Source organism: Streptomyces caniscabiei (genome assembly GCF_014930365.1).
GTDB lineage: Bacteria > Actinomycetota > Actinomycetes > Streptomycetales > Streptomycetaceae > Streptomyces > Streptomyces caniscabiei.
The window spans coordinates 393,401-419,782 of record NZ_JABXWI010000001.1 but is presented as its reverse complement, the minus strand read 5'-3'; the positions used below and the strand labels follow the sequence as shown (position 1 = coordinate 419,782).

General features: G+C 71.9%; 25 protein-coding genes and 1 pseudogene. 14 read left to right on the top strand and 12 right to left on the bottom strand.

The genetic code is table 11. The annotated features are described in order from the left end of the window. Nucleotides 1–35 precede the first annotated feature (35 nt). From HW837_RS02180 to HW837_RS02170, 3 genes are all read right to left on the bottom strand, one after another. The gene (locus tag HW837_RS02180; protein WP_193379558.1) at nucleotides 36–1,202 is read right to left on the bottom strand and encodes a 4-hydroxybenzoate 3-monooxygenase; all 1,167 of its coding nucleotides are present in this window, start codon (nucleotides 1,200–1,202) and stop codon (nucleotides 36–38) included. Between the two features lie 232 nt (nucleotides 1,203–1,434). Further along, entirely contained in the window at nucleotides 1,435–2,007 is a 573-nt protein-coding gene (locus HW837_RS02175) for a GNAT family N-acetyltransferase (RefSeq protein ID WP_045558750.1), read from the bottom strand. Beyond that, a complete protein-coding gene (locus tag HW837_RS02170) occupies nucleotides 2,004–2,624 on the bottom strand; it encodes a TetR/AcrR family transcriptional regulator (RefSeq protein WP_045558751.1) in 621 nt (206 codons plus the stop codon). The genes HW837_RS02175 and HW837_RS02170 overlap by 4 nt, the downstream gene beginning before the upstream one ends. 116 nt (nucleotides 2,625–2,740) lie before the next feature. Between HW837_RS02170 and HW837_RS02165 the strand changes: the two genes are divergently transcribed. Further along, nucleotides 2,741–3,652, top strand: a complete 912-nt coding sequence (locus HW837_RS02165; RefSeq protein WP_193379439.1) for an alpha/beta fold hydrolase — start codon at nucleotides 2,741–2,743, stop codon at nucleotides 3,650–3,652. A 59-nt stretch (nucleotides 3,653–3,711) separates the two neighbouring features. Here HW837_RS02165 and HW837_RS50240 read toward each other — a convergent pair. The 3 genes and pseudogenes from HW837_RS50240 to HW837_RS02150 all read right to left on the bottom strand — a co-directional run. Then, nucleotides 3,712–3,828: pseudogene (locus HW837_RS50240) on the bottom strand (phosphorothioated DNA-binding restriction endonuclease); the annotation flags it as partial. 121 nt (nucleotides 3,829–3,949) lie between these two features. Further along, nucleotides 3,950–4,801: a helix-turn-helix domain-containing protein gene (locus HW837_RS02155; protein ID WP_045558753.1), complete on the bottom strand. Its 852-nt coding sequence runs from the start codon at nucleotides 4,799–4,801 to the stop codon at nucleotides 3,950–3,952. A 16-nt stretch (nucleotides 4,802–4,817) separates the two neighbouring features. Continuing rightward, nucleotides 4,818–5,576, bottom strand: a complete 759-nt coding sequence (locus tag HW837_RS02150; protein WP_045558856.1) for a DUF6879 family protein — start codon at nucleotides 5,574–5,576, stop codon at nucleotides 4,818–4,820. Between the two features lie 173 nt (nucleotides 5,577–5,749). Between HW837_RS02150 and HW837_RS02145 the strand changes: the two genes are divergently transcribed. From HW837_RS02145 to HW837_RS02135, 3 genes are all read left to right on the top strand, one after another. Next, the gene (locus HW837_RS02145; protein ID WP_313895519.1) at nucleotides 5,750–6,022 is read left to right on the top strand and encodes a hypothetical protein; all 273 of its coding nucleotides are present in this window, start codon (nucleotides 5,750–5,752) and stop codon (nucleotides 6,020–6,022) included. 98 nt (nucleotides 6,023–6,120) lie between these two features. Further along, nucleotides 6,121–6,621: a hypothetical protein gene (locus HW837_RS02140; RefSeq protein ID WP_045558754.1), complete on the top strand. Its 501-nt coding sequence runs from the start codon at nucleotides 6,121–6,123 to the stop codon at nucleotides 6,619–6,621. 69 nt (nucleotides 6,622–6,690) lie between these two features. Beyond that, nucleotides 6,691–7,350, top strand: a complete 660-nt coding sequence (locus HW837_RS02135; protein ID WP_045558755.1) for a class I SAM-dependent methyltransferase — start codon at nucleotides 6,691–6,693, stop codon at nucleotides 7,348–7,350. Between the two features lie 171 nt (nucleotides 7,351–7,521). On the opposite strand, the gene HW837_RS02130 is transcribed toward HW837_RS02135, so the two are convergent. The 3 genes from HW837_RS02130 to HW837_RS02120 all read right to left on the bottom strand — a co-directional run bounded on the left by HW837_RS02130 (nucleotide 7,522) and on the right by HW837_RS02120 (nucleotide 10,554). Then, complete coding sequence (locus HW837_RS02130) at nucleotides 7,522–8,178, bottom strand: DUF433 domain-containing protein (RefSeq protein WP_093790708.1); 657 nt, start codon at nucleotides 8,176–8,178, stop codon at nucleotides 7,522–7,524. 85 nt (nucleotides 8,179–8,263) lie between these two features. Next, nucleotides 8,264–9,175, bottom strand: coding sequence for a hypothetical protein (locus HW837_RS02125; protein ID WP_193379440.1), 912 nt, complete (start codon nucleotides 9,173–9,175; stop codon nucleotides 8,264–8,266). A gap of 485 nt (nucleotides 9,176–9,660) precedes the next feature. Beyond that, a complete protein-coding gene (locus tag HW837_RS02120; RefSeq protein ID WP_045558758.1) occupies nucleotides 9,661–10,554 on the bottom strand; it encodes a phosphorothioated DNA-binding restriction endonuclease in 894 nt (297 codons plus the stop codon). A 418-nt stretch (nucleotides 10,555–10,972) separates the two neighbouring features. On the opposite strand from HW837_RS02120, the gene HW837_RS02115 reads away from it, so the two are divergent. Beyond that, complete coding sequence (locus HW837_RS02115) at nucleotides 10,973–11,512, top strand: DUF4232 domain-containing protein (protein ID WP_045558759.1); 540 nt, start codon at nucleotides 10,973–10,975, stop codon at nucleotides 11,510–11,512. A gap of 56 nt (nucleotides 11,513–11,568) precedes the next feature. Here the strand turns inward: HW837_RS02115 and HW837_RS02110 are convergent, their stop codons facing one another. Next, nucleotides 11,569–11,955 carry a hypothetical protein gene (locus HW837_RS02110; RefSeq protein ID WP_193379441.1) on the bottom strand — a complete coding sequence of 129 codons (387 nt, stop codon included), beginning with the start codon at nucleotides 11,953–11,955 and terminating at the stop codon, nucleotides 11,569–11,571. A gap of 85 nt (nucleotides 11,956–12,040) precedes the next feature. After that, nucleotides 12,041–13,576, bottom strand: a complete 1,536-nt coding sequence (locus HW837_RS02105) for a fused MFS/spermidine synthase (RefSeq protein ID WP_313895520.1) — start codon at nucleotides 13,574–13,576, stop codon at nucleotides 12,041–12,043. Nucleotides 13,577–13,780: 204 nt separating this feature from the next. Here HW837_RS02105 and HW837_RS02100 point away from each other — a divergent pair, with 204 nt between their 5' ends. Beyond that, complete coding sequence (locus HW837_RS02100; protein ID WP_045558762.1) at nucleotides 13,781–14,506, top strand: dienelactone hydrolase family protein; 726 nt, start codon at nucleotides 13,781–13,783, stop codon at nucleotides 14,504–14,506. A gap of 73 nt (nucleotides 14,507–14,579) precedes the next feature. On the opposite strand, the gene HW837_RS02095 is transcribed toward HW837_RS02100, so the two are convergent. Further along, nucleotides 14,580–15,122 carry a hypothetical protein gene (locus HW837_RS02095; RefSeq protein WP_193379443.1) on the bottom strand — a complete coding sequence of 181 codons (543 nt, stop codon included), beginning with the start codon at nucleotides 15,120–15,122 and terminating at the stop codon, nucleotides 14,580–14,582. A 515-nt stretch (nucleotides 15,123–15,637) separates the two neighbouring features. On the opposite strand from HW837_RS02095, the gene HW837_RS02090 reads away from it, so the two are divergent. From HW837_RS02090 to HW837_RS02055, 8 genes are all read left to right on the top strand, one after another. Further along, nucleotides 15,638–18,436 carry an alpha/beta hydrolase gene (locus tag HW837_RS02090; RefSeq protein ID WP_045558764.1) on the top strand — a complete coding sequence of 933 codons (2,799 nt, stop codon included), beginning with the start codon at nucleotides 15,638–15,640 and terminating at the stop codon, nucleotides 18,434–18,436. 197 nt (nucleotides 18,437–18,633) lie between these two features. Continuing rightward, nucleotides 18,634–19,992, top strand: coding sequence for an MFS transporter (locus tag HW837_RS02085; protein ID WP_045558765.1), 1,359 nt, complete (start codon nucleotides 18,634–18,636; stop codon nucleotides 19,990–19,992). A gap of 41 nt (nucleotides 19,993–20,033) precedes the next feature. Beyond that, nucleotides 20,034–20,693, top strand: coding sequence for a response regulator transcription factor (locus HW837_RS02080; protein WP_045558858.1), 660 nt, complete (start codon nucleotides 20,034–20,036; stop codon nucleotides 20,691–20,693). A 17-nt stretch (nucleotides 20,694–20,710) separates the two neighbouring features. Continuing rightward, nucleotides 20,711–22,102, top strand: a complete 1,392-nt coding sequence (locus tag HW837_RS02075; protein ID WP_193379445.1) for a sensor histidine kinase — start codon at nucleotides 20,711–20,713, stop codon at nucleotides 22,100–22,102. Further along, nucleotides 22,099–23,121, top strand: coding sequence for a TAXI family TRAP transporter solute-binding subunit (locus HW837_RS02070; protein WP_045558767.1), 1,023 nt, complete (start codon nucleotides 22,099–22,101; stop codon nucleotides 23,119–23,121). The genes HW837_RS02075 and HW837_RS02070 overlap by 4 nt, the downstream gene beginning before the upstream one ends. Nucleotides 23,122–23,385: 264 nt before the next feature. After that, nucleotides 23,386–24,747 (top strand): sensor histidine kinase, encoded by a 1,362-nt coding sequence (locus HW837_RS02065; RefSeq protein ID WP_313895521.1) that lies wholly within the window; start codon nucleotides 23,386–23,388, stop codon nucleotides 24,745–24,747. Beyond that, nucleotides 24,744–25,403 (top strand): response regulator, encoded by a 660-nt coding sequence (locus HW837_RS02060; RefSeq protein ID WP_045558768.1) that lies wholly within the window; start codon nucleotides 24,744–24,746, stop codon nucleotides 25,401–25,403. The genes HW837_RS02065 and HW837_RS02060 overlap by 4 nt, the downstream gene beginning before the upstream one ends. Before the next feature lie 69 nt (nucleotides 25,404–25,472). After that, on the top strand, nucleotides 25,473–26,315 hold the full coding sequence (locus HW837_RS02055; RefSeq protein ID WP_093791295.1) for a hypothetical protein: 843 nt from the start codon (nucleotides 25,473–25,475) through the stop codon (nucleotides 26,313–26,315). Nucleotides 26,316–26,382 lie beyond the last annotated feature (67 nt).

Below are 26,382 nucleotides of genomic sequence, written 5' to 3'. Positions count from 1 at the left end.
GAATGGAAGCGGAGGGGGACCTGGACAAAGGGGCGTCATACGCCGACGTAGTGCTCGGCGAACCAGTCCTGGCGGCTGCGTGAGGTGCGCAGCGACGCGAGGCGGGAGCGGCGCAGGGAGTTGTGGAACAGGGACGGCCCGTCCGTGCCGGACGGGCCGTGCAGGAGCCCGATCATCCAGTGCGAGAACTCCTGCGCACGCCAGATGTGGGCCAGGCCGCGCGCGGAATAGGCGTCGAGCCCCTCGGTGTCGCCGTGGTGGAGATCGGCGATCAGGGCGCGCGCGAGCAACTCGGCTTCCAGGACGGCGAGGTTGGCGCCCTTCGCGGCGGACGGGCTGATGAGGCCGGCGGCGTCGCCCACCAGGAACAGCGAACCGTGGCGCAGCGGTTCGAGCACATCGGACTCCAGACCGACGACGGCCCGCTCCACGACGGGGCCCCGGTGCAGCGGGCCGTACTCCGTCGCCCGCATCCGCAGGTCCAGCTCGTCCCAGATCCGCTCGTCGGACCAGGCGTCGGCCGGGGTCCCGCGCTCGCACTCCAGGTAGTAGCGGGTGATCTCGCTGGTCCGCGCCATGTGCCCGGCGAAGCCCCGCTCGTGCGTCGCGTACCCGACGGCGTCCAGACTGGGCGGCGCCTGGGCGAGCAGTCCCAGCCAGGTCACCCCGTGGTCCAGGTGGTGCCGGCGCGCCGAGCCGGCCGGCAGGGACCGCCGGGCCGCGCCGTGCCGTCCGTCGCACCCGGCCACGTACCGCGCCCGCAGACGGCCGAGCCGCCCGTCCGCCTCGCGCACGGTCACCGTGGGCCGGTCGGTGTCGGCGTCGTGGACGTCCACGGCCTCGGTGGCGAAGCGGACCCGGCCGCCGGCGGCCAGGAACCGGGTCAACAGGTCGGTGACCAGGTGCTGTTGGGGGTAGACGGTGTGCCGCTCGCCGCGCCCGAGGCCGCTGTAGTCCAGCCGGAACCGGCCGTCCTCCGTGCGGAACTCGCAGGTGCTGTGGGCCTGTCCACGCCGGCGCAGCCCCTCGTCCAGCCCGTGCCGCTCCAGGATTCGTACGGTGTGGGCGGCCAGGAACCCGGCACGCGCCCGCGTCTGGACGTGCGCGCGCTCCGCACGCTCCAGCAGGACGCAGTCGATCCCGCTGTCCTGGAGGAGATTGCCGAGCACGAGCCCGGCCGGACCGGCACCGAGGACGACCACATCGGCTGCTCGCCGGATCTTCCTATCTGTCACGAGAAGGGATGGTAGGTGCCCGGAAGTTCCCTACTGGACGAAAATCACCTGAACGAGAAAAGCGGAACCCGTGACGTCAGGTCGGTCCGGTGGCAGGTCGCCGGTCACGCCGGACCCGTGAAGGCCCAGTCCCGGTATCCGACCCGGAAGACGACGAACGACGGCTCACCGCACAGGAATTCCGCTCCCTTCGGCGCGGTCACCCGGGCGCGGGACGCCCCTGGCAGGTGGCCGTGACCGCTTGCCGGGCGAGGTAGATCCAGTCGAAGCCGTCGTATCCCTCGGTGTCGAGATGCTGTGCCCGGCTGAGTCCGGCACGTATCGCCACGCGCTGAGAAGCGACGTTGGCCGGTCGAACGCGGGCGATCAGCGGGAGGTCAGGCAGGTGATGGGATGCCCAGGTGGCGACCGCGGCCGCCGCTTCACCGGCGTAGCCCTGGCCCCAGGCCGAGGCGGCGAAACGGTAGAAGAGGTTCAGGACCGGGGTCCCGTGCAGTCCCATGGGCTTGATTCCGCAGAATCCGAGCTGCCGGTCGGAGCCGTGGTGACGGACGACCCAGTACCCGTAGCCGCACCGCTGCCACTGGTCGTCCCAACGCCGGTAGAGCGACTCCGCTTCCTCGAACCGGGCCAGCGCGTCGGACGGGTTGTGGGTGCAGGTCCGCGGATCGTGGTGGACGGTGAAGATCGCGTCGACATCGGCTGTGGTGGGGCGTCGCAGCAACAGCCGGGCGGTTCGCAGTTCCAGGGCCGCTGGGCTCCGGTCATTCATGTCACGACCGCCTTACCGGTGCGGAAGATTCGGTTCAGGTGGTGATCCAGGACCTTGGTCGCGGACTCCGGGCTGCGCTGGCCGACGAGGACGCCGGTGCCGAGTCCCGCGGACATGGCGAGCAGGCCGGCCGCCTCCAACCGTGCGTCCACGCCGGGCTCGAGCAGTGCCGCTTCCTGTGCCTGCCGAAGGAGGTCGGTCAGGGCGTCCTCGGCGGCATCAGGGTTCTTGATGAAGGGCTGGGCCGCGAGCGCCGGGTCGTTCACGGCCAGCACCGCGTACGACGTGTAGAGGTGGTGGAAGGTGCGGCTCTCGTCGTCCGTCGGCAGCGCTGCCATCAGCAGCGCCTCGACGATCGCGCGCGGACCCGGATCGTTCCCGGCTGCCCGTACATGGGCGGAGACCCGCGCCGCGAATCTCTCCGCCAGAAGCTCGAGCCCGAAGAGCAGCAGCTTTTCCTTGGTCTGGAAGTAGTACTGCACCAGCCGCAGCGATACGCCCGCCTCCGCCGCCACATCGCGCATCCCGACGGCATGCAGTCCGCTTCGGCCGGCGACCCGGACCAGGGCCTCGGCGATCTCGGTGCGCCGTTCTGCGTGGTCCACGCGCTTGGGCATCGGCCGCTTCTCCGCTCGTCGTTCCTGCTACGGCTCCCTCGGAGCCCTCTTGATGATACAGCTGTACCAAAGTCGTGGTACGTTCGTATCACAAAACCGAGACGCCGGAGGTGACCATGCCCGAGACGGCTGCCCGACCCCGCGCCGACGTCGGCCGCTATGTGAGCGAGGCCTGGCGGGAGCGCCACTTCGCGGCCTGCGACGCGGTCTACGCGCTGGGGGCGCCCGCGCTCGCGGAAGAGGACGTGGAGACGTCCTTCGGTACCACGCACGTCTACCGCTACGGCGCCGAGAACCAGGCTGCCCGATCCCGCACCCCTGTCGTCCTGGTGCACGGGGCGGGCTCCTGCTCCGCCATGTGGTACCTGAACACCCCCGCCCTCGGCGCGGACCGGCCGGTCTACGCGATCGACACCCTGGGCGATCCCGGCCGCAGCGCGCAGCGCGCACCCATCCACCAGCCCGAACACGCGGCGCAGTGGCTGGATGAGACGCTCGCCGGGCTCGGGCTCGACCGCGTCCACCTCGTCGGCTCCTCCTACGGTGGCTGGCTCGCCCTGAACCAGGCGCATCGCAGGCCCGAACGCCTCGCCTCGGTCACGTTGCTCGATCCCGGCGGCCTGGAAAAGGTGGGGCTGCGCTTCTTCGTCTGGATCTTCGCCAGCCTCTTCGCGACCTTCGCGCCCAAGGCGTTCCGCCCGCGACTGGCTGCATGGCTCGAACAGCCGGTCCTCGTCGTACCGGAACTCCGCGCGATGATCCGAACGGCGGTTCGCGCCTACCGCATACGCCGCCCGGCGCCGCTTCCCCTGTCCGAGGAGGAGCTGTCCACCATCCGGACTCCGCTCTATCTGGTGCTCGGCAGGCGAAGCCTCCTCGTGCACCCGCAGCGGCAGGCGGAGCGTGTGCCACGCCTGGTCCCCGGTGCCCGAGCCGAGATCATCTCCGGCACCGGCCACGGGCCGCAGATCGACCACGCGGAGGAGGTCAACCGCAGGATGCTGCACTTCATGGCGTCCGCCGACTGACCATGGCCCGCGCCGACGGGCCCGGCGAAGGGTGAGGCCCGCGGTGGCGGTGAGTGCCGTCAGGCGGCCGTGGCGGGGCCGGTGGCGGGACGCGGTGTGCCGTGGAAGACCTGGCTGAGGTGCCAGTTGGGGCCCGAGGCGAGGGCCACGGGACGAGCGGGACGGCGACCGGGCAGTGCGGGCAGGGTCGCCGTCCCGCCGGTCATGTCCCACGTTCCGGCGTTGGCGAGACACCAGTCGTAGGGGCCGTCGGAGTCGGTCGTGTCGACCGTGAGCTCCTTGGACGCGGGCTTGGCTTCAACGTGAGTGCAACGCTCGTCGTGCGGCACTGATGAGGTTGTGCGCTTCAGCGCCGTACACGGCGGACCCCTGGAGCGTCTTCCAAGTGCGCAGATAGGTTTCCACGCTGGCTCCGTCGTCGATCCACAACTCCGCGTGCCAGTTCTCGACGATCACCTGCCGGTCGTCGTAGATCCAGAAGGCGGTGGCCGGAGGAATCTTGAGTGAGGCAGACAGGGGGATGATCCCCAGCTCTACGGTGTCCAGTCCGACGGCTCCTGTGAGTCGGTCCAGCTGGGCCGCGAGCACCGAAGGCGGGCAGACCAAGGCACGCAGGGCGGCTTCCCACATGATGAGGTGGAAACGCTTCGAGGAGTCGTACAGCGTCTCTTGCCGTTTCATGCGGGACCGGACTGCCTCCTCGGTGTCGCGTGGCGATCGCTGCAGCTCCGAGTACCGCGTGAAGATCGACCGGGCGTAGTCCGGCGTCTGAAGAATCCCGAAGATCATGGAGGGTTCCCAGCCACGGAACACGGAGGCATCGGCATGAGCGCTCAGGTGTGTGTCCTGGACCGGCTTGTGCCCGGCCGACAGTTGTCGCCGCCAGGACCGGATGTGGGACTCGAAGCCCCGGAGGCGGGCCAGCAACTCGTCGTACGCCTCGGACTGGCCGGTTGCCTCCGCCCACTTGCGCAGGTCGTCGGGTGTCGGTGTCTGCCTGCCGTTCTCCAGCCTGCTGACCTTGGACTTGTTCCACCCGTACAGCGTGGCGAGTTCCGTGCCGGTGAGCCGACGTCCAGGGGCGGAGAGCCGGAGTTCGCGTAGGCGCGCCCCGAGCGCTTCTCGTGCCTGCTGATAGTCCGTGCTCACCGGTACGCACCTGCTTTCAGTCCTTTTCTGCGGTCAGCCGCGCCGCGAACTGTCCGTACGGGACGGCGTGATGCATCGCTGCGTCACGCGCCATGGCGTACCGCAGGACCGCCGCGGGTTCCGTGATCAGTTCGACGTTCACCAAGTGGTCGGCGTCGTCGAAATTGAGCAGCGCGACCAGCCGGGAGTCGAAGATCCAGAAGTCTTCGTCGGGCAGACCGAGCCGCTGGGCGTCCGCACGCCAGAGGTTGAGGATCCTCTCGCCGACACTGCTGTTGCGTCGGGCGTTGTCGAGAAGATAGAGCTGGCCGACCGTCGGCGGATCGTCGACCGTGCGGACCCGTTCGAACCTCTTGCCGAGCCCGGTCTGCTCGCGGCGCTCGGCACACCACTCCGCGTCCACGCCCTCCCAGCTGACGTCCTCACCACGGGTGAACTGCGCATACGTGTCCGTGAGTTCGTCGGAGGCGTATCGACGTCGGCTCTCCAGACGCCATGCCGTGTGCTCGAACTGCGTGAAGAGTCGGTCGAACTCGTCCAGCCCGATGATGTTCGGCACGCGGGTTACCTCTTTGGGGGCGAAGTCGACGAGTACTTCCCGTGGCACCACGATGGGCACCTCCCCCTCGTTCAGGTGCCTGAGCTGGGCGACATCGTGCGGGTCGGTGAGGGCCGGGCCGTGCACGATGACCTCACCCGTGTCGAGGTCTTCGTGAATGGACGGGCACCCGTTGACGCCGCTGCCCGTGCCGTTGAAACGCAGTCGTCGGGCCATGATCACGTCCTTCTCCTGGGGGACTGATCTCCCAAGCCTCCCTGAGGTCAGGGCCTTCCGGTGGGGGTTCCGTCGACCCATATCGGCAACGTGGCGCAACCTCGCCAGGCAGTCAAGCAACTTCGCGCAACTTACATGGCGGCCATCAACTCCGCCTGTCTAGCGTCCTGTTCATGGCTACGACGGAACTGCGGTACGCCGACCCGTACACGGCAGTGGAGTCATTGAGGGCGACGCGGGAAGAGGACGGCGCCCTGGTCATCGACATGAAGACGGACAAGATCGGCTACGTGATGGGGTGCGCCGGCCCCTACTTGCAACTCAGACCCCCCGGCGGCGGGCGCGAGTGGGACGCGGACCCCGACGCCATCCGGCAGGCCACGGATACCGAGGTACTGCGCGCCCGTGTGACCGAGATGAACCGGGCGGAGCGCCGCCTCGGATGACCGCGCCCGTCTCCGATACCCATTCCTCCGAAGGACCACGAACCTTCGCTGGGGTGGGTTACCAGCACGGCACGACACCTCCCAGAAAGGGAACGTTCATGACCGTCATGTTCGACAACCCCTCCTACACCCGCACCAGGCATCCGAAGGAGCTGCTCGACGCCGTCCAGCCGCACATCAGGCACCTGACCGTGAACGTCCTCGACAGCGGCATGAGTCTGTGGGACCGCGAGGTCGCCCTGTTGCTACGGGATCACACGATGGTCCGCGACATGGCCGAGCGCGTCCTGGGCAACGCCGTCATGTACACCATCGGTTGCATGGAGCACCCGGAAGTCCACCTCGGAGTCGGCAAGCTCGTCGACATCGGTGTCCACCAGCTCATCCTCGACACGCCGGTGTGGTGGGCGCTGTGCGATGCGTACAACGAAGGCCGGTACAAGCACCATGCCCCGTTCATCGAGCGTCGCCGTGACGGGCTGTGCCTGCGTACCGCAGACTTCCTGAAGTCCGTCGGCTTCGACATCGACGAGGAGCTGTGGGCCATCGACGGCACGGACTGCTCACCGTGCGACAACAAGGTCCCCGACAGCCATTGAACGGCCCTACCCTGGCCCCTGCCCTCGGTCCCCTGAGGCAGGGGCCATCCCCTGCGAAGAGGAATCGTCTTGCCCGCACACCACGACATCGCCGCCGAGACTGAGTTGTGGGACACCTTCGCCGCGTCTGCCTTCAAGGACGACGCGGAGCCTGGATTCTCCTGGACCCAGTACGCCGGTCACGGCCCCGGCCCCGAACTGCTCGGCGACCCAGGATCCGTTCTGGAGATCGGCTGCGGCACCGGTCGCGCTCTCGCCTACCTGGCCCAGCGTGGCATCACCGCTCGGGGCGTTGACCTGTCTCCTGTCATGGTCAAGAAGACGACCACGAAGTGGGCCAGTACCGGCGCGGAGTTCGTGTGCTCCGAAGTACTGCGGTATCTGAGCGGGGAGGAGGCGGCGGCGTACGACGCCGTCTACTCGATCTTCGGAGCCGCCTGGTTCACCGACCCGAGCCGTCTCTTCCCGCTTGTCCGCCAACAGCTCAGGCCCGGGGGCGTCTTCGTCTTCTCGCAGCCGCCGGCCATCCCGGGCGCCTACGGACCGCAGGGCATGTACAAGGGGGGCTTCGCGGGCAAGGCGATGTTCACCTACCGCTACAGCTACCGCCCTGCCGTGTGGGAGCGCCTGCTCACCCGGGCCGGGTTCCGCACGGCTGAGGCCCAGGTACTTGATGCCCCGCACCCTGGCCACATCGGTACGCTCCTCGTTCGCGCGGTGGCACCGTGACCGACGGCGCACATGTGGCCGGCCTTCCTACGCCATCCCCTATCCACTCCTCGTCCGGGATGTCCTGGCCGTCGTCCGGGAAGACGTCCCCGATGCGGTGAACCGTCCACCCTCAGGCCCTCCGCCACACGGCGACCGAGATTCCGGTCGAGGAAGAACTCCCGGGAGGACTCAGGCGACAAGCTGCACCACTGCCTGGCAGAGCGCGTCCACCTGCTCAGGCGTCATGTCGTAGTCGTAGGCGATGTTCTCGACGGATTCCCCGGCCTCCCACAGGTCGGTGATCGCCTGGACCGTGACGCGGTTCGCGGCGACGACAGGGAGTCCGTGGCCGAACCTCGGGTCGATCACGACGGGGACGGAGTCCGGGTACTGCCTCAGTCGCAGGCCGGAGGGGAAGTCCTCGTCCGGCTCCCACGTGAGGTAGCGGAGATAGTCGGAGACGACTTCGTGGATGGGGACCTGTCCGTCGCGGGCTCTGCGGAGATCGCCCCAGCCGTGCTCGATGAAGATGTCCACGCCGTCCGTGGCGATTCTCTTCGAGACGAGGCCGTAGGGAGTGTCGAGAGCGTCCCGTACGGCGGCTGCGGCCTCCCTGATCTCGCTCATGCGGAGCCCCAGAGAACGTAGGGAACGCAGGGCGTGCGCCTCGGCCACCGCGATGAACGGCACCGAAGGCTGCCCTTTCCGCACTGGCTCCACCTGGTGGACCAGTGGTGCTCCGGCGGCTTTGCCCTTCAGCCACGAGGTGAGGGTCGACTGAGGAATCTGAAGGTAGGAAGCTGTCTCCGTGGGCGTCAGAAGCCCGTCCGTGAACCTGTCGACCATGTCCCACCTCCTCTTGGCGTCAGATTTCGCATCGTGCCACATCAAGCCTCCCACCTGTGGGTGGGCCGCACACCCGGCCACCGGATCACCCCGTCGCGGGTAGTTGGTTCCGGGTCCGGCAGTCCCGGCAGTGGCTGTGTCCTGCGGAGCGGAAGCCGCGGTCGCAGCCGTCGCAGTTCCGCATTCTCAGGACCGCTGGGCGCTCTGGGGTCTCGGGGCTGCTGGTGTCCGGTGCGGTCAGTGGGGTCTCCTTGAGGCGGTAGGCGAGGATGCCGACCGGGCGGACGAGGAGGTCTGCCGGGAGTCGTGCGGTGAGGTGGTCGGTGATCTGGGTGGGCAGCAGGCCTGCGCCGAGCCATCGGGTGACGGCCGGGGCGAGGCGGGCGGCTTCCCGTTCGGACAGGACGAGGCGGGGATCGACCCTGCGGAGCCCGGCGAGCAGGCCGATGGCCCGGGGGTCGGCGGCGGTGAGTGCGGCCGGTGCCTCCTCCGTCTTCACCTCCGTCTGTACGGGCGTTTGTACGGGCGTCTCCACTGCGTCCCGCACGGCCCCGGACGCGGGTGCGGGTGTGGCAGCAGTGGTCTGCTGACGGGGGCGACGAGGCTGGGGCGGCCGGGGAGACCCGCCGGGATCCGGGCCTGGTTCGCCGCCGGGTACGTCGTAGAAGTACGTCCGGGTGCGGACCTGGCCGGTGGGCGTCCGCTCGCGGCGGCGTTCCAGGTATCCGGCCGCTTCCAACTCCCTCAGCGCTCGCGAGACGAGGATCTCGCCCTCGTCGAAGTGTGCGCACAGGGCGGCGATGCTCACGCACGTGCCGTCCGGCAGGGAGGAGATGTACGCCGCGACGCCGACCGTGACCGCGCTGCCGCGCCGCTGGGCGAGAGCGTTGGAGAGCACCGTGAAGTCGGCCGTCAGCCGGGTGCGTACGTGGATCACACCGGAAGTGGGAGCTCCGGCGTCGGCGCGCAGGGGCGCGTTAGACTGCGAATCAGCCATCGGGAAGGTTACGTCTTCCTGATCGGTCAGGCCCTCGTTCGGGATTGCAGTCCCGGCCGGGGGCCGAAGTCTTTGTGCGGTTGTCGCGGCGAACGTAACCGTCCGCATCCCGCACCTGCAAGCCGGTCACTCGGACGGGTGACGCGGGCTTCGCGGCCGGGGAGGGTGGGTGGGCGGGTAGTTCTTTCCCTCGGTTCTTTGGGGAGGTCAGCGGCTCGCCGGACCCTCGCGAGCAAGGGCCCGGTGAGCCCGGAAGACGGACGGCGGCCGGGGCCCGGCTGTCTCAGCAGCGGTGGTGCTGCACGGCCTTCAACTCGCCTATGAGGGCGGCCCAGGCAAGACGGTGTGGGCGGAGGTGCCCCTTGAGGCACAGCCGGTGTCGAGGTGGTAGCCGCGTGCCGCCGCCTCTCGCTGCCCGTGCGAGGCAGGCGCGGGCACGCCAACAAGGTGTGTGACAGCGGTGATTGAGGTCGGCGGACGTGCCGTCAGGCGGCCGTGGCGGGGCGTGGTGCGCCGTGGAAGACCTGGCTGAGGTGCCAGTTGAGGTGGTCGGCCGCAACGGGGCGGATGCCCGGCTGCGGGCCGACCAGGGGGCGGCCCGCCAGCGCGAGGACCTGCTCGCGGGCGGCGGTGCTGTGGCCGACGAAGCGCTGGGAGACGAGGACGCGGTGGTCGCCGTCGACGCCGAGGACGCCCTTGTCGAAGAGGTTGTGGTGGAGCGAGCACAGGCACAGGCCGTTGTCGACGTCGTCCGGTCCGCCCAGTGCCCACCAGCGCACATGGGCGGCTTCCAGTCCGACCGGGACGGGGCCGAGCCTGCCGTCGTAGCCGCAGAAGGCGCACCGGTACTCGTAGGCGGTCAACACCAGTTCGCGCATACGCCGGTCCCGCTGCTTGCGTACGGCCGAGAGGGGGACGACCTTCGCCGGGTCCAGCTCCAGGCCGACGGCTTCGCACAACTCCCCGTGGACGGAGGGCGGGAAGTGCCGGTCCAGCAGCAACCGCGTGATCCGGTGCAGCAGTTCCGGCTCGCCGCGCAGCGCGGCGCCGAGTTCCGGAGCGAGCCGTCCCGTGGCACCCGACTCGCGCAGGTCCCGGACCCCGCTGCCGGGACTGCCGGGGCCGCGATCCGTCCGGACCTCCCACACGCCGTCGTTGACGAGGTGGTGGAACGGGTACGCGGGTGATGTTTTGTGGGGCGGGCCGTACTCGGTCAGCAGGCGCTGGAGGTCCTCCTCGACGGCGCTGTACCGCAGTTCGCCGTCGGGGTCCTGCTGGAACCGGCCGAGGGCGTGCAGGAGCAGCAACGGCTTGTGCGGAGCGCGCGTCCCGTTCCTGGTCCACTGCCGCAGTCCCGCGATGCGCTCCAGCCAGTCCATGGGCGCTGATCGTAGTGAGGCTCGGCGGCCGGGGTGAAGGGGCAGCGGCCGGGGAAAGGTCAATATGCTTTTGCCCTCGGGAGAAAATGCCGCCGTTTCGGAGAATCCTGATCCAGGAAGCGCTCACCCGGCCGGGGTGATTCGGCCAGGTCATGTCGTTCCACTCGTTGATGGCACCCGCTTGGCGAGTTGTCCCATGGAGATTCTCCACCTTCCGGAATCGACAGACTGCGAATCGGTCGACGTTCTTTCAGCCTGCCCCTTGGGGCAACTCCGGGGGGCGGAAAGGGCATTGACGCCAGCGGTCACAAAAGATCTCCCGCCCCGCTGAACCTCTTCCATGTGCCGCGCATCTGTAGGGGCGCAGAAGCGCACCGACTCGTGCGCCGATTCGTGTTCGAGGGGAATTCGAGATCTGATGAAGAGCAAGCTGACCGCCATGGCCCTCGCGGCGATCGTCGTCACCGGCACCGCCGCTGCCGCCGCTCCGGCCTCCGCCGCCGCGCAGGCCGAGCCGACCCGCTGCCACACCGCGGACCTGAAGGCCGGCTTCGCCACGGGCGGTGACGCGAAGCCCGAGATGCAGCAGACCGAGAAGCAGACCCAGGCGTACATCTGGTTCACGAACAAGAGCGAGCGCACCTGCACGCTCTCCGGGTTCGCCGGGGTCGACATGGTCGGCGCGCAGACGACCGACGGCACGTGGTCGCTGGTGCGGTCCGCCCAGAAGCCGCAGAAGCTGACGCTGGAGAAGGGGGACACCGTGGACTTCAGCATCACCCTGCTCCCGGTGGCCGCGTCGACGCCCCGGGCGGAGAAGTTCGTCCCCGCGAAGTTCCTGGTGACCCCGCCGAACGAGACGGACCACTTCACCCTGACGTGGCCCTTCGGCGGCCAGATCCTCAAGCAGGACGCCGCCACCCGCCCGGCCACCTACCTCAACCCGATCGGGCTGTAGTCGGCGCGGAAGTCAAGGGGGGCGGTCTCGCACAACGAGGCCGCCCCCCTCAGCGCTCACGCCCGGGGACGTCCCCCGGAAGGGCGGACCCGGAAGCCACCACAGACGACGAACCCACCGTCCACCGCCCCGTCCGAGACGAGCAGGGCGGTGAACTTGGACCGATGCCTCTCCGGGACAGGCACGAACGCGTCGATACCGGCGGCGGCAGCCGTGCCGCGTGCCGGGGCGTGGGAGATCAGGAGCTCGGAGTAGTGGGACTTCACCTGCATGCCCAGGACATCCACGAACTCGACCTCCCCCGCCCCGCCGGCCACGCCTCCCGGCTCTGCCCGCAGCACGAGACGGCGATGTGACACCTCGTAGGACCAGAGCAGGAAGGGCCGCTCGATACGCAGGGGGAGGTCCAGATACTGCTCCTGGCCCGTGACTTCAGATTGCACAGCGGTCCCCTCCGGAGGGCCTGAGGGCGACGTCCCTGTGGCGGTCGACATCGCAACCGAGCATGTTCCTGGAGCGGAGGCCGTGTCACCGGTCCCGGCGCGTGCTGGACGGTTGGAGGAGTTGGTCGACGGGGGCGTAGTCGTCGGTCAGGGGGCGGGCGTCGGCGGTCCAGGCCGTGAGGGTGTCGCCGGTGGTGATCCGCCAGCCGGTCCGGCGGGTGTCCAGCGCCTGCTGGGTCGCGCGCAGGTCGACGGGCCGGTCGGAGGCGAGCACCACGAGGTTGCCGCCTTCGGAGGTGGCCGTCGGGTCGAGGCCGATGTTCGCGGGGGCGCCGACGAGGGCTATGTGCTCGAAGGTCTCGGCGAGGGTGGCTACCTCGGCGCGGGCGAAGTCCAGGCCGCCGTGGTCGATGAGGTTGGCGACGTACAGGCCGTCGGGGTCGAGAACCCGCCGTACGTCGGCCATCGCCTCCACCGTGGTGAGGTGCCACGGCACGCTGACGCCCCCGAAGGCGTCACCGACGACGAGGTCCCGGCTGTCGGCGGGCAGCGCCCGCAGGCCCAGTCTGCCGTCCTCCACGCGTACGTCGATCCCGGCCTCCGCCCGCAGACCGAGCCGCTCACGGTCGATGCGTACGACCCCGCTGTCGATCTCGGACACGAGGCTGCGCGTCCCGGGCCGTGTGGCGGCGAGGTAGCGGGGGAGGGTGAGTCCGCCACCGCCCAGATGGTGGGCGGCGAGCGGCTCCCCCTCGGGAAAGGCCGCGTCGACCGCCGACGCGATGGCGCGCACGTAGGTGAACTCCAGGAACGTCGGATCGTCGACGTCGACGTAGGAGTGCCGCACGCCGTCCAGCACGAGCGTGCGGCCGCCGTCCCGGTCGGGGTCCGCGACGACCCGGGCGCAGTGGTACCTGGTCTCCGCGTCGCAGCCGCCGGGCGCGACCGCGGTGCCGAGGCCGCCGGCGACGACCGCGAGGGTCAGGGCGGGGGCGCCGCCCCACCGGCGCGTACGCCACTCGACCAGCGCCGAGCCGACGACCAGCAGGATGCCGAGGCCGATCAGGATGCCGCTCACCGGCAGCCGCGACACCAGGACGAACCCGGTGAGGACGGTGCCGACGATCGCGCCGACCGTACCGACGCCGGACAGCCGGCCGACGACCGTCCCGGTCTCGGCGAGGCGGGTGAGACGCAGCTTCGTCACCATCGGCGTCACCGCGGAGAGCAGCGCGCCCGGTACGAGGATGGTCAGCGACGCGATCAGCAGCAGCAGCGCCGGTGCCCACTCCGCGGTGGTGCGCAGCACGGCGGGGGTGAGCGCCACGACCGCTCCCGACACCCCGAGCGAGGGGCCGATCAGGCGGCGCGGATCGACCTGGTCGGCGAGGATCCCGCCCAGCCACGAGCCGACGGCGATCGCCGTGAGGGCGATGCCGATCACCATGGTGCTGGTCTCCAGGGTGAGACCGAGATAGGGAGCCAGCAGCCGCAGGGCGACGATCTCGACCACCAGGACCGCCGCCGAGGACCCGAACACGAGCGCGGCGGCGGTGCGGGAACCCAGTCCGGGGCCACGAGGACTGCCCTCGGCGCCGGGTGAGGACGACGATCCGGTCACGGCCGCCATCCTCGCACGGGCCGCCGGAAAACCGTTGGCGGCGGACGTACGACCGCTGCTAGCTTCCCGGTGGCCGTGCGAGAGAACGAGGAGGTGGTACCCGTGAACGCAGTATCGACATGGGTGCTCCCCTCAGGGGTCACGGTCGGGCGATAGGTCGTCGTCCGGGAGCGCCGTTCACGCGCACTCCCGAAAGGCACGACCATGCGCTTCACTTCCGAGCAGCGCCTCGACGACGGCGTCCTCGAACGCGAATTCACCCTCGGCGAGATTCCCGGCACCCTGTGGACGCCCGAATCCGCCGCACCGCTCCCGCTGATCCTGATGGCCCACAACAACGGCCTGCCCAAGGCGGACCCCCGGCTGGTCGCCCGGGCCCGGTACACCGCGGCACGCGGCTACGCGGTGGCCACCATCGACGCCGCCGGATGCGGTGACCGACCCCGCTCCGCCGCCGTCGAGCAGGTCCGGGCCGAGCTGGGGCGGGCGATGCGGGCCGGCGAGCCGGTCGACGAGCTCCTCGACTCCCTCGTCGGCCCGATGGTCGAGAACGCCGTCCCGGACTGGCGGACCACCCTGGACGCCCTCCTCGAACTGCCCGGCATCGGCGGCCCCGTCGGGTACTCCGGCGGTTGGGCGGCCCTCGGCATCCGGCTGGCGGCGGTCGAGCCGCGCATCGTGGCCGCGGGCCTCCACGCCGGGGGATACGTGCCCCGCGCCCAGCGCGAGGAGGCCCGGCAGGTCACCGTTCCGCTGCTGCTCCTGTTGCAGTGGGACGACGAGGGGAACCCCCGGCAACGGGCCCTGGACCTCTTCGACGCGTTCGGCAGCAAGGAGAAGACCCTGCACGCCAACCTGGGCGGCCACACCGGCACCCCGTGGTTCGAACTGGAAGACGGCTGCCGCTTCTTGGACCGTCACCTGAAGTGAGACCGACCGTACGTCAGCACGGTGGGTCCTGACGTCGGGTCCTGACAGTGGGCCCTGACAGCGAGTCCTGACGTCAGGACCCGCTGTCAGGGAAGTCCGCCAGCGCCGAGGCGACCGCGCCGAACTCCCGGAGGACGGCGAGGAATCCGGCCTCGCCCCATAGAGCCGACCCCAGTACGGCGACCCCCACGGCCGTGATGTGCACCGCCCCGGCCAGGTCCTGGCACGACGCCGCGCGCATCGCCGACTGGTCGCCACGGGCCCACGCCCGCGTCGCCTCGCCCACGGCGAACTCGTAGTGGGGCGGGGCGGAGGCGGCGAGTTCGTCGGCCCGGCCCACCAGGTCGTCCACCTTCCACGGCCTGCCGCTCAGCTCCATGATGCTGAGGGTGGAGCGCAGCAGCCCGTTCAGGACGACGTACACCTCGATCAGACCGCCCGAGCCCGAGCCCGAGCCCGAGCCCGAGCCGGTGCCCGCACCTGAGCCCACGCCCGCGCCCGCGCCCTGCCCCAGGCCCTCCAACGCCTCCCCGACCGCGGCACGGTCCTGATCCACGTAGCCGCGCACGAGGGCCGTGGCCCGGTCGCGGGAGGTCTGGTGCGCAGCGTCGCTCATGCCTCCCACGCTAGGGACACCCGCCCGGACCCGCATCGGTCTCCCGGCGCAACGCCCTTCGTAAGAAAGCACTAGGGCGTGTTGCGAAAGTCCCGCCTGCCTCGCGACGCCATGCACGCACTCTCGCCGCGCCGGGCGAAAGCCCAAGTACATCCAGTACGAGGGCTTCCGCCCGGCACGCCGAGAGCACGCACCTGACGCCGCGAGGCCCGCCCTTCGGGCGAACGACGGGACTTTCGCAACACGCCCTAGGCCCCCCGGACTCCCGCTCCCGCTCCCACTCGCCCAGTGTGCTCTCGGCCACCGCTCTGAATGCCCGCCCATCACAGGTCAGTTGAAGCTTCAGGCCCCCAACTCCCCCTGCTTGCACGTGTCTTGTTGTGCACCAGGGGCGGAACGTGTGCGAATACTGTGCGAAGACGTGACAGGGCGATCGAATGTGCTCCCTTTGGGGCGTCGGGGGAGCCCGGGGCCCGTGGGGCCTCAGGGGCACTGACCATGAGGAGGAACGAGAAGTGATCCGTGTCTCGCGCGTGACGACCGCCGTGGCGGCGGTCCTCGCGCTGGCGCTGGCGGCGCCGGGGGCGGCGCTGGCGGCGCCGGAACCGGACCCCGGGCGGCCGTCGGCCGCCGCGTCCGCAGGACTTCCCGAGGGCTGGCGGACCACCGGCTCCGGGGAGTCGGCGGAGCTGGTGTGGCGCTCGCCGCAGAAGGTGCCGGTGGGTGACGCCCAGGTCGAATTCCGCAGTGGGGACCGCCTGTTGGGCACCCCCAGACCCGCCGCGGACGGGCGCACCTTCCGGCTCCCGCTTGACGGCGTGCGCCTCGGCAGCACCGACGACCTGCGGGTCGAGGCCGCCGGGCGGCGGCTGGACGCGGCCGGAGCGAAGGCCGCGGCCCGTGAGCGCCGCGCGCTCGACGCCGCGTCGGACGACCCGTCGCGCCTGCCCCGCACGGCGGCCGTGAACGAGGTCGACCCCGGTGTGCCCGGCCCGTTCCGTACGACCAGCGGCGAGTACTCCCTGCCGTCGGTCCACCTGCCCGGCTACGACACCGACGTCGAGATGAAGGCCGTGGTGGTCGCGCCGGAGGACGCCTCGGGCAGCCGCCCGCTGGCGCTGTTCCTCCACGGTCGTCACGTCACCTGCTTCCAGGGCGACGACGTGACCCTGGAATGGCCCTGCCCGGCCGGCCACGAACCGGTCCCGAGCTACCGCGGCTACCAGCACGACCAGCGACTCCTCGCCTCCCAGGGCTATGTGACGGTCTCGATCTCGGCCAACTCGGTCAACGCCCAGGACTGGCAGGCCGACGACGCCGGCGCCCAGGCCCGCTCCTCGCTGATACGGCTGCACCTGGCCCACTGGGCGGACTGGGCCGCCGACCCGTCCACCGCCCCCGACGTCGTACGCCGGGCGCCCCGCGCCGACCTCGGCCGGGTCATGCTGGTGGGCCACTCCCGGGGCGGCGAGGGCGCCGACCGCGCCGCGCTGGACAGCCTCACCCCACCGCCCGCCGACGAGGACGGCTACCACGGCGAGACCCGCTGGACGATACGCGGAACCGTCCTCATAGGCCCCACGGTCTTCGGCCAGAACCCGGCCCCCGACGTGCCGTCCGTGACGATCCTGCCGGGCTGCGACGGGGACGTCATCGACCTCCAGGGCGAGCTCTACGTCGACGGCACCCGAGGCGTCAGCCGCGGCAGGGCCCTGCACAGCGCGGTCTACATGACCGGCGCCAACCACAACTACTTCAACAGCGAGTGGACCCCCGGCCAGGCCACGGCACCGGCGAACGACGACTTCCTGTACGGCGGCGAGGAGCACGACCCGCTGTGCTCGCCGGGCACCGCGACCCGGCTCACCGCCGAGCAGCAGCAGAAGGCCGGCTCGACGTACATAGCCGCCGCGGCCCGGCTGTTCGTCGCCGGTGACGACGCGGCCCGCCCGCTGCTCGACGGCTCGCCCGTGCGCGCCGCGTCCGCCGGTCCCGCCCGCGTCCTCACCCACGCCGTCGGCGCCGCCCGCGCGGGGGCGTTCCTGCCCGTGCCCTCCGCCACGGTCGGCGGCGGCCGACTGTGCGCCCAGGTGGACCCGGACCCCGGCGCCTCCTGCCTCGACCCCGATCTCAGGACCGCTTCCCCGCACTTCGCCCAGTGGCGCGGGGTGACACCCGGCAAGGAGCCGGACCGGTACGCGCTGGCCATGGAGTGGAGCCGCGCCGGCACCGCCACCACGCTCAGCCCCGCCCGCCCGGTCTCCCTGTCCGGCGCGCGGCAGCTGAGCCTGCGCGTGATCGTCCCGCCGAACACCACCGGCACCGAGCTGGACGTCGCCCTCACCGACACCTCCGGCAAGCGGGCGGACCTCGGCCGGGTGACCGTCGACGGCCTGCCGGGGACCTCCCGTACGTCCTCCTACTGGGCGCGCGAGGTCCGCGTACCGCTGACCGCCGAGACCCGGGAACGCATCGACCTCGGCCACGTCGAGACGCTGCGCCTCACCCCGCGTACCGCGTCCGGGACGGCCTGGCTGATGGACGCCCACGGCTGGCGCCCCGGCACCCCCGTCGTCGAGCCCGCGCGGCTCGCGCGCGTGGACGTCGGGCACCTGAGCGTCGAGGAGGGCGACTCCGGCACCCGCACCTACCAGGTGCCGGTCCAGGTCTCCGGGTCGGGCACCGGCGAGGTCCGGCTGTTCGTGGACGAGCCGGGCGCCGACCGGCCGGTCGCGCGCACGGTGCGGGTCCGGGCGGGCACCCGTGTCGACGTGCCGGTGTCGGTCGAGGGCAACACCCGCTACGGGGCCGACGATCTCCACGTGGTGGCCGTCAAGTCCGTACGCGGCGCGGTCGTCGGCTCCTACCTGGGCGGCGTCACCGCGCGCAACGACGACCCCCAGCCCGAGGTGACCGTGACCCCGGTCGCCGACCAGGTCACCGAGGGCCGGCCGCTGGTCTGGCGGATCAGCCTCTCCGCGCCCGCCGACGTCGTCACCTGGACGGATCTGGAGCTGCTGCCCGTCTCCGCCGGCACCGAACTGTCCACCACGGACGTCTCCGCGGCCTGGCTGGAGATGTTCTTCGAGGCCTCGCCGGATCCGGAGCGACCCCTGTCCGCGCTGCCGAACGGTGCGCTGATCATGTCCGAGGTGCCGGCGGGCAGCCTGAGCGTCGACGTGTCCGTACCGACCGTCACCGACGGGCTGAGCGAGGACACGGAGTCGCTGCGCCTGCGCCTGTGGACCTACGCCCCCGACGGATCGGCCGTCGAGGGCCCGCAGTTCACGGGCACGGTCCGCGACGCCGCCTAGGCGATCCCTCACACACCGCGCACCTCCATGAGGCGCCGTCGGCTCTCCCGCTCCCTGGGAGGGCCGACGGCGCCACCGCGGACGCGGGTGCCGTCACCTCAGCCCTAAGGGACTGTTAGGACTTCGTTCCCGCTGTTGAGCGGCGCCGCTCCGCCGTCGACTCTGTGTGCTCCCGGGCCGCTGACAAGGGAGTTCCGATGGCCACACAGACCACGACCGAGCGGGCGCGCGAGCCGCGCCGCGACGAACGCAGGGTCGTCAGCAACATCGTGCGCGGATCGATCGGCAATCTGATCGAGTGGTACGACTGGTACGCGTACACCGCCTTCAGCGTCTACTTCGCCTCCGTCTTCTTCCCCTCGGGCGACCAGACCGCCCAACTGCTGAACACCGCCGCCGTGTTCGCCGTCGGCTTCCTGATGCGGCCGATCGGCGGCTGGGTCCTCGGCCGCTACGCCGACCGCCGCGGCCGGCGCGCGGCGCTCACCCTGTCGGTGACGCTCATGGCGGCCGGTTCGCTGATCGTGGCGCTGACCCCCTCGTACGGCTCGATCGGGGTCGCCGCGCCGGTGCTCCTGGTGGCCGCGCGGCTGCTCCAGGGCCTGTCGGTCGGCGGCGAGTACTCCACCTCGGCCACCTATATGTCCGAGGTGGCCTCGCCCGGCCGCCGCGGCTACTACTCCAGCTTCCAGTACGTCACCCTCATCGCCGGCCAGCTGACGGCGCTCGGCCTGCAGATCGTCCTCCAGCAGGTGCTCAGCACCGCGCAGATGGAGGCGTGGGGCTGGCGGATCGCGTTCGTCGTGGGCGCGGCGGGCGCGGTCGTCGTCCTGTGGCTGCGGCGCGGCATGGACGAGTCGGAGAGCTTCGAGCGCGCGGCGGCCGAGGCCGGGGGCGAGGACGGGAAGCGGCAGGGCGGCGAGCCGGCCCGTGGCAGCCTGCGGCTGCTGCTGTCCTACCCGCGGCAGTGCCTGGTCGTCGTCGGCCTCACCATGGGCGGCACCCTGTTCTTCTACACGTACACGACCTACCTGCAGAAGTTCATGGTCAACACCAGCGGCATCGCCAAGCCCACGGCGGCCTGGATCAACTTCTTCGCGCTGCTCGTGTTCGTCGTGCTCCAGCCGGTCATGGGGCTGCTCTCCGACCGGGTGGGACGCCGCCCGATGCTGATCGCGTTCGGGGTGCTGGGCGCCGTGACGGTGGTGCCCTCGCTCACCCTGCTCTCGCGCACCAGCGACCCCGTGTACGCGTTCCTGCTCATGGTCGTACCGCTCGCCGTCAGCTCCCTCTACACCTCGATCAGCGCCATCGTGAAGGCCGAGCTGTTCCCGACCTCGATCCGGGCCCTCGGCGTCGGCCTGCCCTACGCGCTGACCGTGGCCCTGTTCGGCGGGACCGCCGAGTACGTCGCCCTCTGGTTCAAGAACGCCGGGCACGAGAGCTGGTACTTCTACTACGTCACCGCCTGCGTCCTGATCTCGCTGCTCGTCTACATTCGGATGCGCGAGACGTCGGACGGCTCGCCGCTCGACGAGGAAGCCGCCCGCCCGTAGGGCGGACGCGGACAGATCTTGAGGGACGGAAGGAGGTGACCGTGCACGTACTGCTGGCGGAGGACGACGACGGCGTGGCCGGTGCGCTGGCCGAGGCCCTGTACGAGCACGGCCACCTGTCCACCCGGGTACGGCGCGGCGAGGACGTCCTCGCCCGCCACCGACAGGCCGACCTGCTCCTCCTCGACCTCGGCCTGCCCGACCTCGACGGCCTGGAGGTACTGCGCAAGCTGCGCGCGGTGAGCGGCCTGCCGGTGGTGGTCCTCACCGCCCGGGGCGACGAGCGGTCCGTGGTGCGCGGGCTGCGGCTGGGCGCGGACGACTACCTGGTCAAGCCGGTCCGGCTGGCCGAGCTGCTGGCCCGCATCGACGCCGTCACCCGCCGCGCCGGGGCACCTGCCGCCCCGGCGCCGCGCACGGTCCGCGTCGACGACGTCGAGGTCGACCTCGACGCCCGCCGGGTGACGGTCGGCGGCGCCGAGGTGCGGCTGACGACGAAGGAGTTCGCGGTGCTGGCCGTGCTGGCGGCCCGCGCCGGTACGGCCGTCAGCCGCCAGCAGCTGATGGACGAGGTGTGGGGCGACGCCTACCTCGCCGTCTCCCGCTCCCTCGACGTCCACCTCACCCAGGTGCGGGCCAAGCTCGGCCGCCCCGACGTGCTGACCACCATCCGGGGCTTCGGCTACCGGTTCGGCGGCTGAGCGGGCCGGGGCCGACCGTGCGCACCCGGGTGCTGACCGTCGTCCTGGCCTTCGCCGTGCTCGCGGTGGCCGGGTTCGCCGTCCCCCTGCTGGGCGCCACCGCGTCCCAGCGCACCCAGCAGCTCGTCGCGGCCCGCACCGCCGACCTCGACCGCTTCGCCGGACTGGCCGAGCAGGCCGCCGAGAGCGGCGACACCGGCGCGCTGACCGCCGAGGTGACCCGCTACACCGAGCTGTACGGCGAGGCGGTCGTGGTCGTCGACGCCCGTCGCGCCCCGGTGGCGCAGACGGGCGGCATGCGCGCCGCCGACCCCGCCGTCGCCCGCCTGGTCGACGCGGCGCTGCGCAACCAGCGCGTCTCGCCCGGGGGCACCCTGCGCCCCTGGTCGCGCGGCACCCGTCTGCTCGCCCGCCCGGTGGGCACCGGCACCCGGGTCTCCGGCGCCGTGGTCCTGCGGGTCGCGGTGCGGGCCGCCGCGGACGACATCGCGCTGCGCTGGGCACTGGTCCTGGCGGGCGCGGGCCTGTTCGCGGTGACCTGTGTGCTGCTCGCCCGCTCCGCCACGCGGTGGGTCGTACGCCCCCTGCACCGCCTGGACCGCGCGGTCGGCGCGCTGGCGGCCGGGCTGCCGGCCGAGCACGCCCGGGCCGGCGGCCCGCCCGAACTGCGCCAGCTGGCCACCGGCTTCAACCGCATGGCCGACGCGGTGACCACCGCGCTGGAACAGCAGCGCCGTCTGGTGGCCGACACCTCGCACCAGCTGCGCAATCCGCTCGCCGCGCTGCGCCTGCGCATCGACTCGCTCCAGTCCCGGCTGCCCGTCTCCGCCACCCGCACCTACACCGGCGTCACGGCCGAGCTCGAACGCATGGAGCACCTCCTGGACGACCTGCTCGCCCTCGCGAACGCCGAACACCGCGCCGGCGAACTGTCCGTCACGGACGCGCGTCAGGCCTCCTGCGACGCGACGGCGGTCGCCGCGGCCCAGGCCCAGCTGTGGCGTCCGGTCGCCGAACAGGCCGGAGTCCGGCTGGAGTTCGTCCCCGGCCCGCCCGTCCTCATGACCTGCGCGGAGGGCGACCTGGCCCAGATGGCCGACATCCTCCTCGACAACGCGATCAAGTACGCCGGGAGCGGCGCCCACGTCACCACGCGCTGCTCCACCGAGGGCCCCGCCGCCGTGTTCGAGGTCCGGGACGACGGGCCGGGGCTCGCCACCGGGGAGCTGACCCAGGCGGGCACCCGCTTCTGGCGCTCGGAGCGCCACCGTGACGTCCGCGGCAGCGGACTGGGCCTGGCGATCGCCGAACAACTGGTGACCGGCCACGGCGGCCACGTCGAATTCGCGACGACGGAGCCGCACGGCCTGCGGGTGCGGGTCGTACTGCCGAAGGGGCGACCGGAGTGAACGGCCCGGCGCCTCTTCCCACCCGCCGCACCGCCCTGCACGCCGCTCTGCGCGCGGCGGCGTGCACCGGGCTGCTGGCCGGGGCCGCGGCGGCCGACGTACGGCACGCGGACCGTGGCCCGGAGGGTGAGCTGAGGATCGCGACCGGCGAACCCGACGGGTTCTACACGGCCTTCGGCCGGCTCCTCGCCGACCAGGTCACGACCGTCTACCCCCGGCTCTCCTGCGAGGTGGTCAACAGCGAGGGCAGCGTGGCCAACGTACGGCTGCTCCAGGCCCGCCGGGCCGAGGCCGCGCTGGCCCTGGCGGACATCGCGTGGGCCGCGTACGGCGGCACCGCGCCGTTCGACCGCGCCGTCCCGCTGCGCGCCATCGGCAGGGTCTACGAGAACTACATACAGCTGGCCGTGCGCGCCGACTCGACCGTCCGCGGCGTCGCCGACCTGGCGGGGCGCACCGTCTCCCTGGGCGCGCCCGGCTCCGGCGGCGCGGTCCTCGGCGACCGCCTCCTGCGGGCCGCGGGGCTGACCCCGGGCGGCGACGTGCGGGTCCGCCACCTGCTGATGCCGCGGGCGGCGCGTGCGATGCGGGACGGCGCCATCGACGCCCTGCTGGTCGCGGGCGGCGTCCCGCTGCCCGTGCTCTCCGGCCTCGAAGCCCGCCCAGGCATCCGCCTCCTGCCGCTGGCCGGCCTGCTGCCCCGGCTGCGCGGCGGCCCGGGACCGACCGGCTCGGGACCGACCGGCTCGGGTCTGGAAGCGGTGACGGTGCCGGCCGGGGCGTACCGGGGGACCCCCGAGGTGGCGACCATCGGGGTGGCGAACCTGCTCCTGTGCCGCCCCGACCTGCCCGTGCCCGTCGCCGCCGCCCTCACCCGCGTACTGGTCCGCCGGGCGACCCGCCTCGTCCCCACCACGGCCCTCGGTACCCAGTTCCTCGACGTCCGCAGCCTGATCTCCACCGGCGCGGTCCCCCTGCACCCGGGCGCGGTCGCCGCCTACCGCGAACTGCACGGTTAGGGCCCTTCCGGTGATCTCCGCGCCGTCGCGGCGGAGCCGGGCCGCCGCCATGCTGCCGTGCTCCGGCGGAGCCGGGCCGCCGCCGCGCCCCGGCCGGCCCGCGGAGCGCCGCCGGGGAGCCTCACCCGGCCAGGCCGTACCCTCCACCCGAAAGGGACGGACCGGCCGGCGTGTCCATGAACCCATGAACCCATGAACCTCGGCCCGGCAGCTCACCCCCGGGGCCGGAGGGCGGAGCCCCCCGCACCTGAAGCGTTGGAGACCGTGACCCCACCGAACACACCCGCACCCGCACCCTCACCCGACCCCGGCTCCGCCGGCGAGCGGGTGCTGCGCATTCCGGGGCCGTTGATGAGCGATCCCGAGTACCGCGTCATCCTCTCCCTCGTCGTCCGGCTCGCCTCGTGGCGCATGGCCGACCGGGCCCACCCACGGGTCCGGCGGTGGGGGGTGCCGGTCCTGTGCGTGGTGCTCGGCCTGCCTCCCGCGCTGGACACCTCCGACGGCCCCGGCGTCCCGGTCGCACTGGCCCTCGCGGCCGCGTTCGCGGTCCCGCTGCTGTGGCGGGAACGCGCGCCGCTGCTCGTCTTCGCCGTCACCACGGCCGTCCTGACGGTCTCGTTCCCGCTCGACACCGTCACCGGCTCCGCCACCGCCTGGGTGGTGGCCCTCTACCAGGTGGGCCGTCGCGAGCCCCCGCGCCGACTGGCCGGCGCCGTCGTCGTCGCCCTCGTGTGGATCCTCGGCTGGGCCTTCTTCGCCCGCAGCGGCCATCAGCTGGAGCAGATCACCCGCCCCGACGTGGTCACGCTCCTGACGGTCCTCCTGCTGTGGGCGTGCGCCGGACTCGGGCTGGCCAGCCGCCTGGTGAACGCCGCGCTCACCGCGCTGGAGAAGGAGCGCGACCAGCAGGCCCGGCTGGCCGCCGCCCAGGAACGCGCCCGCGTCTCCCGCGAGATGCACGACATCCTCGGCCACACCCTGGCCGTCGTCGTCGGCCTCGCCGACGGAGCCGCCGCCCTCACCCGGACCGACCCCGGACGCGGCGCCGACACGCTGCGCGTCATCGCCGACAGCGGCCGTGACGCCCTCGGTGAACTGCGCCGCCTCCTCGCCGTGATCGGCGAGGACGACATGCCACGGGACGAGGCCCCGCTCGCCCCGCAGCCGGGCCTGGCCGACCTCGACGCCCTGATGGAACGGGTCCGGGGCGCCTGCCCCACCGCCACCCTGCACACCGAGGGCGACCTCACCGCACTCAGCCAGGGCCTCCAGCTCGCCGTCTACCGCATCGTCCAGGAGGCCCTCACCAACAGCCTCAAGTACGCGGGCACCGACACCACCGTCGGCGTCTCCGTCACGGCCGACGCCCACCTCGTCCGAGTCGTCGTCGAGGACACCGGCCCGCCGCACGCCGCCGGAACGGACCGGCGTGGCGACGGCAGCGGCGGCGGCCGGGGCAGCGGCGGCCGGGGCGTGGTCGGCATGCGCCAGCGAGCCGCCCTGTACGAGGGCAGCGTCTCCGCCGGCCCCAACACCCGTGGCGGCTGGACCGTCCGGGCCCGGCTGCGGACCACCCCGCCCACCGGCACCACCGCCCGCACCCCGAAGGAGAGCCCGGCATGACCACCGTCCTCGTCGTCGACGACCAGCACCTGCAACGCCTCGGCTTCCGCATGCTGCTGGAGGCCCAGCCCGACATGACCGTCGTCGGCGAGGCGGCGGGCGGCGGCGAGGCCGTCCGCATGGCAGCCGAACTGCGCCCCGACGTCGTCCTGATGGACGTCCGGATGCCCGGCATGGACGGCATCGAGGCCACCCGCCGGATCGTCGGGACGGGCGGTCGCTCCAAGGTCCTCGTCCTGACCACGTTCGACCTCGACGAGTACGCCTACGAGGCGCTGCGCGCCGGAGCCAGCGGCTTCTTCCTCAAGGACGCCCGCCCCGACGAACTCGTCGTCGGCATCCGCGCGGTGGCCGCCGGGGACTCCGTCGTCTCGCCCAGCGTCACGCACCGGCTCATCGACACCTTCACCCGCCACGCGCCCGGCGGACACGGCTCCGAGCAGGAACGCCGCCTCGCCGACCTGACCGCACGGGAACGGGAGGTCCTCGGCGGGGTCGCCTCCGGCTGGACCAACGCCGAGATCGCCGAACGGCTCCACCTCGCCGAGTCCACCGTGAAGTCCCACGTCAGCCGGGTCCTCGCCAAGATCGGCGCCCGCGACCGCGTCCAGGCGGTGATCTTCGCGTACGACGCGGGCCTGGTCCGCCCCTCCTGAGCCCGGCGGAAGCACGGACGGCGGCGTTGCGCTCGTACGACACCACGGCGGGCCCTCTACGCTCGGCCCGTGGGACAAGCCGAGCAGCGCGCCGAGGGTTCGGGACCGTTCACCACCAGGCTCACCTGGTCCCTCCCGGACGGAGGAACGGCCGTATGGGAGTCCCGGCCCGCCCGCCGGCGCGGGATCATCGCCGTCAGCCCGCCCGGCTCACCCACCGCACGGCACACCAGCGCCGACGACGTCGCGCTGCACCGGCTGCGTGGGCTCAACGCCGCCGCCGCGAGCGCCTTCGTCATCGGCGGGGCCCTCTTCGCGGTGGGCGCCGGCCTCGCCCAGTTCGGCTCCGGCGACGCGACCACCTGCGCGTCCGTCTACTTCGCCGGCGGCCTCTTCTTCAACACCGGCGGCTACGTCTCCCTGCTCCAGGTCGTCGACGCGCCCCGCCATGTGCCGGGCGGCGAGGGTCGGCTCGTCACCCACGGCTGGCGCTGGTGGAGCTACGAGCCCGCGCGACTCGACTGGCTGAGCGCGTTCGTCCTCTTCGCCGGCACCCTGGTGTTCGCCGTCGATCTGATCGACTCCTTCCTCCAGGGGCTGAGCGCGCAGCAGATCAACCGGCTGATCTGGGCCCCGGACGTGATCGGATGCGCGCTCTTCCTGATCTCCGGCCACCTCGCGTTCGCCGAGATCTGTCACGGCCGGCTCTGCGTCCGCCGGCGCAGCCTCGGCTGGTGGATCGTCGCCGTGAACCAGTTCGGCTCGGTCCTCTTCATGCTCTCGGCGCTCGCCGCCTTCACCCGGCCCTCCACCGGCAGCCTGATCAACGCCGACATCGCCAACTGGACCACCCTGATCGGCGCCGCCTGCTTCTCCGTCGGCGGCCTCCTCCAGTTCTACGAGCGCCCCTGACGCGGCGCCCTGCCCCGGCGGCGAGGCGGACGCCGAGGAGCCGGAGGCGGGCGGGAAGCCGGACCCG

Coding starts and splice junctions, on each gene's coding strand:
- HW837_RS02060 (WP_045558768.1), top strand. CDS start 24,744: ATGACCACCGTCCTCGTCGTCGACGACCAGCACCTGCAACGCCTCGGC.
- HW837_RS02130 (WP_093790708.1), bottom strand. CDS start 8,178: ATGGTCGACAGGTTCACGGACGGGCTTCTGACGCCCACGGAGACAGCT.
- HW837_RS02140 (WP_045558754.1), top strand. CDS start 6,121: ATGACCGTCATGTTCGACAACCCCTCCTACACCCGCACCAGGCATCCG.
- HW837_RS02125 (WP_193379440.1), bottom strand. CDS start 9,175: ATGGCTGATTCGCAGTCTAACGCGCCCCTGCGCGCCGACGCCGGAGCT.
- HW837_RS02095 (WP_193379443.1), bottom strand. CDS start 15,122: ATGAGCGACGCTGCGCACCAGACCTCCCGCGACCGGGCCACGGCCCTC.
- HW837_RS02165 (WP_193379439.1), top strand. CDS start 2,741: ATGCCCGAGACGGCTGCCCGACCCCGCGCCGACGTCGGCCGCTATGTG.
- HW837_RS02150 (WP_045558856.1), bottom strand. CDS start 5,576: ATGGCCCGACGACTGCGTTTCAACGGCACGGGCAGCGGCGTCAACGGG.
- HW837_RS02085 (WP_045558765.1), top strand. CDS start 18,634: ATGGCCACACAGACCACGACCGAGCGGGCGCGCGAGCCGCGCCGCGAC.
- HW837_RS02145 (WP_313895519.1), top strand. CDS start 5,750: ATGGCTACGACGGAACTGCGGTACGCCGACCCGTACACGGCAGTGGAG.
- HW837_RS02100 (WP_045558762.1), top strand. CDS start 13,781: ATGCGCTTCACTTCCGAGCAGCGCCTCGACGACGGCGTCCTCGAACGC.
- HW837_RS02170 (WP_045558751.1), bottom strand. CDS start 2,624: ATGCCCAAGCGCGTGGACCACGCAGAACGGCGCACCGAGATCGCCGAG.
- HW837_RS02120 (WP_045558758.1), bottom strand. CDS start 10,554: ATGGACTGGCTGGAGCGCATCGCGGGACTGCGGCAGTGGACCAGGAAC.
- HW837_RS02175 (WP_045558750.1), bottom strand. CDS start 2,007: ATGAATGACCGGAGCCCAGCGGCCCTGGAACTGCGAACCGCCCGGCTG.
- HW837_RS02115 (WP_045558759.1), top strand. CDS start 10,973: ATGAAGAGCAAGCTGACCGCCATGGCCCTCGCGGCGATCGTCGTCACC.